Genomic DNA, 9,676 nt, shown 5'->3' with positions numbered 1-9,676 from the left:
TCTTTACTACCCCTTTATTATGTAGTCTATTTGTTACAGCACCTGTGCTGTTTGTGAAGATAGTAAGCTGTACCAACCTGCAACAGTTGGACGTTCTGCTAAATCTGCAAACGTGATTTCTTTCCCTTCACGACGCCACTTCTCTACTAAACTCATAATTCTGACCGAATCAAGCCCTCTATTTAATAAGTCCTCATCAATATCAATACTCTCTACTGGCTCACGAAGTAGTTGTGCAACTAGTTCATGTACTTCCTGTATAGTGATTCCTTCACTCTCATCACCTTTTACACTTTGTAAATCTTTTAACAGTAGGTTTGTTGATGTCGTTACTGCGCATCTATTAGATGCATACTCCAATGCTTGTTTATGATGCTCTAGTGAAAAATCAGCAACTGCATCTGCTACAAAGAACGGCTCTATACCATCCATAAATGCTTCACAAGCTGTTAAAAGGCATCCAATATGCGCATAAATACCGCAAATAATGAGTTGATCTCTTCCTTGTTCATTTAAAATTTCTAATAGATTTGTCTTTTTAAATGCACTATATCTCCATTTTGTTAGGAATATATCATCTTCATCAGGAGTAAGTTCATCAACAATTTTCTTTTTATCTGGTCCAGCAGGAATACCGTCACCCCAAAAGTCTTGTAATAAACCTCTTTGTTCTAACGTTTGCCCACCAGGTTGTGCTGTATAAACAACTGGTATACCAAGTTCCTTACATTTTTCTCTTATCATTTTAATATTTGAAATGAGTTCTACTTTTGGTGATTCTTTATCGCTATATGCATCAAGAAAATATTCTTGCATGTCATGAATTAAAAGTACTGCACGTTTCGGGTCTGGTGTCCAATTCACTTTATTTTTTGGTAGTTCTGATTCAATTGGCATTTTATATACTGAAATAGATGGGATAGCCATCTAATCACTTCCTTCCGGTTTTTATTATTGTTTTACTGTAATAAGTTTTTCAGCAATGACTTTACGTAGTTCTTTTTTGCTGACTTTTCCGACTCCTGTTTGCGGGAATGATTCAATAAATTCAATTCGATCTGGAATTTTATAAGCCGCTATACCACGTTCTCTTAAAAACATTTTTAATTCACTTACAGTTGGAACTTGTCCGCGAGCTATAACAAAAGCACAGGTGCGTTCACCTAAATAATCGTCAGGCATAGATACAATTGCTACATCATGTACTGCATCATGTGCTAATAGATGATTTTCAACCTCTTCCGCAGCAACTTTCTCACCACCACGATTAATTTGATCTTTATCTCTTCCTTCTACAATGATGTAACCTTGTTCATTTACTTTTACAAGATCACCTGTGCGATAAAATCCATCCTTTGTAAATGATCGTGCATTATGCTCTTCCGCTTTATAATAACCACGAATTGTATATGGACCTCGTGTTAATAAACTACCTACTTCACCCGGTTTTACATCGTTATCATTTTCATCAACAACCCTTACTTCATCGGATGTAGACATCGGTCTACCTTGTGTATGAATAATGATTTCTTCCGGATCATTTAATCTTGTGTAATTTACTAGCCCTTCTGCCATACCAAACACTTGCTGTAACGTACATCCAAATGTAGGGCGAATACGCTTCGCAACTTCGGCACTAAATTTCGCACCACCTACTTGAATCACTTGCAAGCTCGATAAATCGTTATTACGGGAAGATGCAGCATCAAGCCAAATCATTGCTAATGGTGGAACGAGCGCTGTAATCGTCACTTTTTCTTTTTCTATAAGAGCAAATGCCTCGTCTGGACTCCCTCCAGTTGCCAACACTACCTTTCCACCCGCATAGAAAGTTCCAAATGTTCCTGGAGAACTCATCGGGTAATTGTGTGCTACTGGAAGAACGGCCATATAGACACTTTCTGCATTTAAATTACAAATTTCAGCACTAACACGTAAACTATAAATATAGTCATCATGTGTTCTAGGAATTAATTTAGAAAGTCCTGTTGTCCCTCCTGATAATTGAAGAAACGCAACATCACTTGGCTGAACTTCTGGTAATGAGACGGGATCCATATACAGATCATTTATGTTCACAAACTCTTCTTCTTCTCCCACTACAATTACATGTTGTAAAGTTGGCACTTTCTCTTTCACTTCTCTTGCTAGTTTTCGATAATCAAAACCGAGAGCCTTATCTGAAATAACGTAAGCGCTCGCCTCGCCAAACTCACAAAAATAACTAATTTCACTGCTTCGATGTGAAGGCAGTGCAAAGACAGGAAGCGCTCCAATTCGAAATAGTGCAAAACATATTTCGAAAAACTCTATAATATTAGGTAACTGGATTACAACTCGGTCTTCTTTCTTTATTCCTAAATTCAGTAAACCTGAAGCTAAGCGATCTACCTTTTTATCAAGTTCACTATACGTTATATGCGTATTACCGCTTACAACTGCAATCTGATCTCCATATTTTTCAGCACGCTCTCTTAACACTCCACCAAATGTTTCACCAAGCCAACACCCTTCTTCTCGGTAACGATCGACGAATTCTTTTGGCCATTCCGTATAACCTGTTAACATTCTTTCTTCCCCCTATTTTTCATTCAACGAATTATCTCTTAACCCTAAAGCCTTCAGCATTGTTTGGAACTTAGCTGATGTTTCTGCTAGCTCATCTTCTGGTTTTGACTCAGCAACAACTCCAGCTCCTGCATATAAACGAAGTGTATTCTCTTGCACTTCCGCACAACGAATTGTAACAATCCATTCGCCATCTCCATTTAGATCGCTCCACCCTAACATTCCTGTAAAGAATTCACGTTCAAATGGCTCAATTTTTTGAATAGCCTCTCTTGCTGCTTCCATTGGAGTTCCACAAACTGCTGGCGTAGGATGGAGAGCAATTGCTAATTGTAAAGAAGAAGTATTTGGATCCTTAAGTTCACCTTTCACTTCTGTAGACAAATGCCACATCGCTTCACTATGAATAACTGATGGCTTTTCTGGAACATGTAATGTATGACAATACGGACGAAGTGCAGCGGCAACCGCTTCAACTACTACCGCATGTTCATGTAAATCTTTTGGCGAAGAAAGTAATTCCTCTGCTCTTCTTTTATCTTCTACTGGGTCCTCACTACGTGGCCTTGAACCAGCTAACGGGTTAGAAATAACTTGCATACCATTACGTGAAACAAGTAATTCAGGGCTTGCTCCAATTAGCGTCTTACTGTTCTCTTTTTCATCTTTCGGTAAATTCACAGCAAATGTATAACCATGCTTATTATTTTCTGCTAATTCTCGAAGAAGTTTTTGCTTATCAATCTTTTCGGAAGATTTAACATCTAACGATCTGGATAGAACGATTTTCTTTAAATCACCGTCCTGTATTTTTTCAATTCCTTTCTTCACACCATTCATATAAACTTCAGGATCTGGTACTGGCGTCATTTCAAATGTTACGTTCTCATTTGTTTCAAGCTGATTTGTTGTATCCAATTGTAAACGCTCAGAAATTCTGCTATATTCTGGTACGATGAGTTGGACTTCTTTTCTACGATCAAATGGCAAAGCACCCACAACGATAGGATTTGGATTTCCAGCTTGTTTCGCATTACTTAATGTCGCTTGCACAAGCTCTGGGAAACTTTCAATTTCACGATGCTTTACTGTAGTAAACTCTCCTTCTGTTAATATCGTTCGAGTTGGTGAAGCGAAAAAGAATGAAGATTCAGTCTTATAATCTTCTAATAATTTTTCTGACAGTTCCTTTACGGCTGTAAGTTCATTCATAGTATGAAAACCTCCTGAATTTTTTATTAAACTCCTAATGTAGCACCGCCATCGACACATAAATTGTGCATTGTAATATGACTCGCTTTATCAGAAGCTAAAAACAATACTGCTTCAGCAATTTCTGAAGGTTGTGCAATTTTTTGTAATGGTATACCGAGTCTATATGTATTTTGAGAACCAGCAATTATATTTTTAGCTCCATTCTCATCAGCCCATAGTAACCTTTGCATTTCAGTTTCAGTAGAACCAGGAGAAACTAAGTTGCAGCGAATATTGTATGATGCAAGCTCTAATCCTAAACATTTCATGAACATTGTCGTTGCAGCTTTTGATGCAGCATACGCAGCCATTTCCATTCTCGGAGTATTTGCTGCATTTGAGCCAACTGTAACAATTGCCCCTGATTTTCTTACCATCATACGTTTACTTACCGATCGAGATATATAGAAAACTCCTGTAGTATTTACAGAGAATGTTTTATGCCAATCTTCATCACTTAAAGAGTGAATCGCTCCCATTCGTAAAACTCCTGCGACATTTACTAATATATCTATAGGCGCTATGTCATTTTCAATTCGGTTTACTACCTCTTCAACAGCATTGCTATCACTTACATCTAAATGAAATGTCTTCATACGTGTTTCATATGATGCATCCTGATTTAATAACACATTTAGCCCTTCTTCATTTTGATCAACCGCAATAACTGTAGCTCCTCTTTCTAAAAACATTTTTGCTACAACACTACCTATACCTTGCGCTGCACCTGTTACGAAAACGGTTTTCCCATCAAATTCCCCTACGTTCATTTCCTCTATCCTTTCATATAAAAATTAATCTAATGAAACAAATTAAACGATAACGATTTTCATTATCATTGGTAATGTAAAAAATAATACACTTACTAAACTAATTGGTCAAGTGTACTTTTCATCGAAATGAAATTAATTGATAATATTTTTCATTTACTGTTCTTACATCGAAATGATAATGTTTCTCAATAATCTTGTCAATCTTTTTTTATTTTTCAGACATTTTTTTTATGTTTCTATGCAAGACTACATCTATAAGCATTAAAAAGTACTTTAAATAAAGTGCAACTTTATTCATTGGGGGTTTTACGGGCTGTAATAAAGGATACAAAATAGATCCATAATTCCTTATCATCTTTTTGAAATTCAAAAAGATAACTTGTAGATTTTTTCGCCTACAATGCTTTACCAAAAATTCATTTTTTTCTCAACATTTTTCTGAAAATATTTTATTTTACATCTTTCATTTCTCAATAAATATCCTATGTATAATCTAAGATTAATTTAGATTTTCCTATATTATGCATCCTTTAATGAAATTCCAATATAATCCAAATCGATATTTTACTCGCACTTTTATTCGTATCATTACGTCGATTACAAGGACTTGGCAGAGAAAAATAATTTAAAGAAGTTCATAAAGAAAAAAGCACCCTATTTCATAGAGTGCTTTTTTCTTATCGTAGTGCCATAGAAGGTTTAAATCGTTACGCTACACTGCGATATTCTTCTTCTTTTTCTTTTTTCTTATTAGGTGCTTGAATTAAAATTGCGATAATAAATGACACGACACATAATACGCCGATCACCATGAAAGTTGGTTTAAATCCACCTAGAATTGCACCGATAAAGGAACCTGCAAGCGCTCCAAACCCGAATCCTTGATACACAATTCCGTAGTTTTTACTATGATTTTTCATGCCGAAGAAATCACCAACAATAGCTGGGAAAATAGTGATATTTCCGCCAAAGCAAAACGCTACACTTGCTACACAGACGAAGTAGATACCATAATTTAAATCTACGAAACTTAGGACCAAGACTGAAGTCGCCATAGCAACAAAAGTACCAGTAACGATTTTTAGACGGCCGATTTTATCTGATAACGGTCCTAGAATAATACGACCTAATGTATTGAAGATTGCAACCATAGCCACTGCATTAGCTGCTGTTGTTGCGCTAAGCCCTACAAGTTGAACACCGATGTCTTTTACCATGCCAATTAAGTATAAGCCACTCATACATGATGTAAATAACATAATAAATAATAAGTATACTTGTTTTGTACCTAGCATTTCTTTCGTTGTATATTCCTGCGTTTTTGTTTCATGAACTGCCCCTTGATCAACAGCTTGATGGATTAAACAAGCGCCAATCACAATCATAGCTGTAACAATTAAACCCCAGTATATAAACGCTTGTGATACACCAACTGATTCAATCAGCTGTGCGTTTATGTATTTAAAGATTAGGCTACCTGAACCATATGCAGAGACAGATATACCAGCAATTAAACCTTTACGCTCTGGAAACCACTTAATTAAATTCGATAGTGAAGTGATATATGCTGTACCATCTGCATACCCTACGACAACTCCTGCTAATACATAAAGCAATATTAATGAGGAAGCTTGTGAACTAAGTATTAATCCTAGTCCTAATGCTAGTCCAGCTATCATAATGAGTTTACGAAGTCCCCATTTTTCTTGCAATTTACTCGCAAACAAAGTTGAAAACGCTAAAGAAAGGCTTGTAATCGAGAAAGTTATAGCAACAGCGTTCAGACTCCAACCAAATTTACTAACTAAAGGCTGATTGAACAAGCTCCAAGTATATATCGTTCCAAGCCCCATTTGTACTATGACTGTACCAAGGACAACAAGCCATGGATTAACAGTTGATTTTTTCATATTATCCCGCCTCCTCCTTCTATTTCAATGCTATTCGCTACATTTGCTTTTTTTATGTTCATTTTGTCCACCTCTTTGATTTGACAACTTCATTGTATAAGATGTTTCCGCTTATGTAAGCACTTACAATACGAAGCGTCAAAAATATGAAATCAGTTACAGAAAACGAAGGGTGAAATACAACAAACTGCTTATTAAATACGTAACAGCTGTTCGTATTGTGTTATATAAGTACGGCTTACAAGTGTTTTTGAAATCTTTTTCATTTAGTGAAACTTTAATCTGTAGGATTTTATTCACCTCTAATTGATTATTAGGCCACACCAATCAGATGTTTACGAGCAGCCCGACTCCCACCTAATTTCTTTGCTCCAGTCAAATTTTGATTACCTTATGCAAACAAAAGGTTTCCTACTTAATTGGATACGAATATACATAACTTCTTTTCGAAGTTTCTGGTTGTTTGCATGAAAAAAACCATTACATTAAAAATGTAATGGTCACAATCCTATAGTGTCCTCTTTAATCTCAGAATGACTTCTCATCTTTACCTATCTTATTAAAAACTTTACTTTCAAAAATTCGGCCTATATGAATATCTGTTTGACAACCATCTTTGAATTGAACTTTAAATAGTAGAACACAAATGAAATCATTGTCAGCCTTTGTTAATACACGTACTATTTGAATTGAGTTGTTGTATTTTCGTAAATTAAACTGGGCTGTAATAAAACCTTCTCTTTACTATTTAGTAAAGAGAAGGTTTTATTAGGTCAATTCATAAGGCTGATTTTCTTTATACGTTTATAATTGTTTCTTCAAATGTAACGATTGGCTCTACAAATTCCATCATAACGAAAGCGTTTTTAATACGTCTTGTTAAAACTTCTTTTAATTCTGCACACTTTTCTTCTGTAAGTGATTTTACAAATACAAAATTGTGATAATAGACCACACTCTTCTCTTTACTTAAAGGATTTAAAAACATCCCCTCTTTTGTAACGAAAGCGTTAGAATGCCCCGATAGAGTTGAAAGAAACGTCTCTAAAATTTTTATTTCTCTATTTGAAAACTGTTCCTCACAAACTACTTTAATATTCATTTCTGTTATCATTTATATATTCCCCCAACCAATTTTTTCACAAGGGGATAACTATAATACTATTAAAATTTCACGAGACTCCCCTTGCCGTTCAAAAAATTCACCAGAAAACTAGTTTGCTTAACTTTCTTTTTCCCTTTACTCATATGAATCTCTCCTTTCATATATATTACTTCTCCATTTTTAATTGAATACCTTTTTATATTTGAGTTTTTCTATATTTTTAGTCAGATTTATACAGATCATAACTCCATTTCTTTTCATTTCTTATACTATATTCACCTGAATACTATTATTTTTGAGAAACGCTTATTTATACTTATTGAAGAAATTACTTCCTGTACTCCGAAAAACAATGCTGCCTTCCCTATAAAACTTTGCTGATCTACTTTACGTTTAGAGCTACATATTATCTCTCTGTTGATTAATTTGTTTAGCTACATAATTTACATAGAAATATTGGTTCGCCAATTCTGAAAAATTTTACTTTGCATATAATAACCTTAAACAAAATATAACTTTTACCATAGGAGCACTCTATACTTTTCTATTAAATAAAAAATTTTTCATTGATAAACAAAACTAAATATTCACTAATATAACTATCCGTGGTTTAATATATGTAATAAACAAATATTTCTGTCTTTTATAAGGAGGTACTATGAAAGCAAACGTAGGGGATACTATACTTTTTCAACGAAATAATTTAAAGATTACTGGGTCTGTACTAAAACTATATACTGAATCGGTCTTAGTTGAAATTACAGATGTAAGCGGTGGTACTTTTGAATTTGATCGAACGATAGTAAATCATAAAAACTATAAAATTTTAAATGCAAATACATAAAGTAAAACTTTAATCAACCCTCACCAATCGGGCATTTACGGGTAATTTTATCTCCCATCCTAATTTCTTTGCTCAAGCTAAATTTTGAGGTGGAAGTTTCATTGCCCGTTAATGCGGGATAAAACAACACAAAATAGCCTCTGCTCACCAGCAGAGGCTATTTTATATCATAATACTTCATTAGTTTATATATCCTAAAACATTAACAATCTTACTCGCTTTTAAATTATTAATGTGATAATAAATTTCTAAACCCTTTCGCTCAGCTCGTAACACTTTACCTTTCATTTTTGATAAATGTTGCGAAACAGTCGATTGTGGAATATTCAGCAATTCTGTTAATTGTGTTACATTACAAGTTTTTCTAGTACTTAATTCATTTACAATTTGTAATCGGATTGGATGCGCCATAATTTTTAAAATATCTACATCCTCTTCTGAAACTACACTTTTTTTCATTTCACTCGTATATGTTGTCATAAGACATTCCCCTTTTATATGAATTCCTTTTTATTAAGATCCATTTCTACAAAATTCAATACTCCCGCTCAAGACCTTTATATTGAAATAATAGGATCTCAAATTTTCAAAAATAGAACTTACAATTATTCACTTTTTTTATTTATTCATTTATTTATTTGGTACATATACATAATACAATGTTAATATGTGCTCTATGTGAAGTTAGCATAAATTTATGATGAAGATTTATTTAATGACTTGCATCCTACTACGTGCTGGATAGTTTTATGCATTTTGTATCTTCCGCATAAAACTATCCAGTAATCTTAACACATTTTAGGCGTTTGTATATACTATTTACAAAACAATTTGGCAAAGGAGGATTTCATATGCCTACAATGTTACAAGAAGAAATTGAAGAAGCACGTGAGACATATGTCAGTCGTATCATTTTAGTTGGTGGATCAACTCTATTTTTAGTAGGTGGTGTTATATCGGCAATCGTAGCTTTTAAAGCTTATAATCGTTTGGAAAATACACCGCCTTCTTCTGATAATTCATAGGTGAGTTATCAAATTTTGAATAACAAACATACAAAGGCCGCCTCTAAAAAAGAGACGGCCTTTGATTTTTCATAAGTGCTACATTTAATAACGATTAGAACCAGCTTACATACTTTTATTTAAATTCAAATGTAAATAAAACATTTTAAAATATAAACCATTACTTACATAATAAAATTATGTAACAATTCGAGAAA

At 34.1% G+C, this 9,676-nt stretch carries 9 protein-coding genes; 2 read left to right on the top strand and 7 right to left on the bottom strand.

From position 1 onward, the window contains the following. Nucleotides 1-33 precede the first annotated feature (33 nt). From JDS81_RS13105 to JDS81_RS13080, 6 genes are all read right to left on the bottom strand, one after another. Nucleotides 34-927: an isochorismatase family protein gene (locus JDS81_RS13105; RefSeq protein ID WP_097953438.1), complete on the bottom strand. Its 894-nt coding sequence runs from the start codon at nt 925-927 to the stop codon at nt 34-36. Between the two features lie 24 nt (nt 928-951). Then, on the bottom strand, nt 952-2,568 hold the full coding sequence (locus tag JDS81_RS13100) for a (2,3-dihydroxybenzoyl)adenylate synthase (protein ID WP_097953439.1): 1,617 nt from the start codon (nt 2,566-2,568) through the stop codon (nt 952-954). 12 nt (nt 2,569-2,580) lie between these two features. Continuing rightward, nucleotides 2,581-3,780, bottom strand: coding sequence for an isochorismate synthase DhbC (gene dhbC / locus JDS81_RS13095; protein ID WP_097953440.1), 1,200 nt, complete (start codon nt 3,778-3,780; stop codon nt 2,581-2,583). A 26-nt stretch (nt 3,781-3,806) separates the two neighbouring features. Then, the gene (gene dhbA, locus JDS81_RS13090; RefSeq protein WP_097953441.1) at nt 3,807-4,592 is read right to left on the bottom strand and encodes a 2,3-dihydro-2,3-dihydroxybenzoate dehydrogenase; all 786 of its coding nucleotides are present in this window, start codon (nt 4,590-4,592) and stop codon (nt 3,807-3,809) included. A gap of 710 nt (nt 4,593-5,302) precedes the next feature. After that, nucleotides 5,303-6,505 (bottom strand): L-lactate MFS transporter, encoded by a 1,203-nt coding sequence (locus JDS81_RS13085; protein WP_097953442.1) that lies wholly within the window; start codon nt 6,503-6,505, stop codon nt 5,303-5,305. Between the two features lie 796 nt (nt 6,506-7,301). Beyond that, on the bottom strand, nt 7,302-7,619 hold the full coding sequence (locus tag JDS81_RS13080; RefSeq protein WP_000627296.1) for a hypothetical protein: 318 nt from the start codon (nt 7,617-7,619) through the stop codon (nt 7,302-7,304). 649 nt (nt 7,620-8,268) lie between these two features. On the opposite strand from JDS81_RS13080, the gene JDS81_RS13075 reads away from it, so the two are divergent. Beyond that, a complete protein-coding gene (locus JDS81_RS13075) occupies nt 8,269-8,454 on the top strand; it encodes a YkvS family protein (protein WP_000646787.1) in 186 nt (61 codons plus the stop codon). Between the two features lie 180 nt (nt 8,455-8,634). On the opposite strand, the gene JDS81_RS13070 is transcribed toward JDS81_RS13075, so the two are convergent. Further along, on the bottom strand, nt 8,635-8,934 hold the full coding sequence (locus JDS81_RS13070) for an ArsR/SmtB family transcription factor (RefSeq protein ID WP_000214792.1): 300 nt from the start codon (nt 8,932-8,934) through the stop codon (nt 8,635-8,637). Nucleotides 8,935-9,305: 371 nt separating this feature from the next. On the opposite strand from JDS81_RS13070, the gene JDS81_RS13065 reads away from it, so the two are divergent. Then, nucleotides 9,306-9,479 (top strand): hypothetical protein, encoded by a 174-nt coding sequence (locus JDS81_RS13065; protein ID WP_001142745.1) that lies wholly within the window; start codon nt 9,306-9,308, stop codon nt 9,477-9,479. The last annotated feature ends 197 nt before the right edge of the window (nt 9,480-9,676 follow it).

Origin of the sequence: Bacillus cereus group sp. N31 (assembly GCF_016483245.1) — a bacterium.
In the GTDB taxonomy this organism is placed as follows: domain Bacteria; phylum Bacillota; class Bacilli; order Bacillales; family Bacillaceae_G; genus Bacillus_A; species Bacillus_A toyonensis.
The sequence above is the reverse complement of the archived record's forward strand: the minus strand, read 5'-3'. Positions and strand labels throughout refer to the sequence as shown.

Bases quoted from the DNA above. Each gene is read 5' to 3' on its own strand.
- JDS81_RS13105 (WP_097953438.1), bottom strand. From the start codon at position 927: ATGGCTATCCCATCTATTTCAGTATATAAAATGCCAATTGAATCAGAA.
- JDS81_RS13100 (WP_097953439.1), bottom strand. From the start codon at position 2,568: ATGTTAACAGGTTATACGGAATGGCCAAAAGAATTCGTCGATCGTTAC.
- dhbC (WP_097953440.1), bottom strand. From the start codon at position 3,780: ATGAATGAACTTACAGCCGTAAAGGAACTGTCAGAAAAATTATTAGAA.
- dhbA (WP_097953441.1), bottom strand. From the start codon at position 4,592: ATGAACGTAGGGGAATTTGATGGGAAAACCGTTTTCGTAACAGGTGCA.
- JDS81_RS13085 (WP_097953442.1), bottom strand. From the start codon at position 6,505: ATGAAAAAATCAACTGTTAATCCATGGCTTGTTGTCCTTGGTACAGTC.
- JDS81_RS13080 (WP_000627296.1), bottom strand. From the start codon at position 7,619: ATGATAACAGAAATGAATATTAAAGTAGTTTGTGAGGAACAGTTTTCA.
- JDS81_RS13075 (WP_000646787.1), top strand. From the start codon at position 8,269: ATGAAAGCAAACGTAGGGGATACTATACTTTTTCAACGAAATAATTTA.
- JDS81_RS13070 (WP_000214792.1), bottom strand. From the start codon at position 8,934: ATGACAACATATACGAGTGAAATGAAAAAAAGTGTAGTTTCAGAAGAG.
- JDS81_RS13065 (WP_001142745.1), top strand. From the start codon at position 9,306: ATGCCTACAATGTTACAAGAAGAAATTGAAGAAGCACGTGAGACATAT.